Source organism: Microbacterium sp. NPDC055599 (genome assembly GCF_053618975.1).
Genome location: NZ_JBSHIM010000036.1, coordinates 865 through 1262, shown reverse-complemented (window position 1 = coordinate 1262; position 398 = coordinate 865). Strand labels below are relative to the sequence as shown.

The following is a 398-nucleotide window of genomic DNA, read 5'->3' as shown; positions in this document are numbered from 1 at the left end:
CTGTTAAATCAAAAATTTCACTCGCTAAATATTCATTTTTATTCCACATGTAAAAAATTTGATACACGTATTCGGTTGGATCAATTTCTTTTAAGTAATCTAAATCTCCATTTTTTAATTTCTTTTTAGCATCTTTAAATAATCCTGAATAAACTAATACCTGTTTACCTTTAAGAGATTTATAGAATGCATCAAATACTTTTTGATTTATTAAATAATCACTATCTTTACCAGAATACTTAGCCATTTCATATAACTCTTTATTGTTATTTTGTCTTATTTTTTGAACTTGAACTTGTGTAATTTCTGAAATTCCCGTTACGTCACGCCATAATTCAAGCCATTCTTTTTGACTAATATAATATCTTTTATCTGTAAAATATGACTTATTTACTGCA

The 398-nt window shown here is 25.1% G+C and carries 1 protein-coding gene; it reads right to left on the bottom strand.

Going from position 1 to position 398, the window contains the following annotated elements; translation table 11 throughout:
- On the bottom strand, nucleotides 1–398 hold a 398-nt coding region (locus ACWGQ1_RS18420), incomplete at both ends, for a protein rep (RefSeq protein ID WP_452313527.1).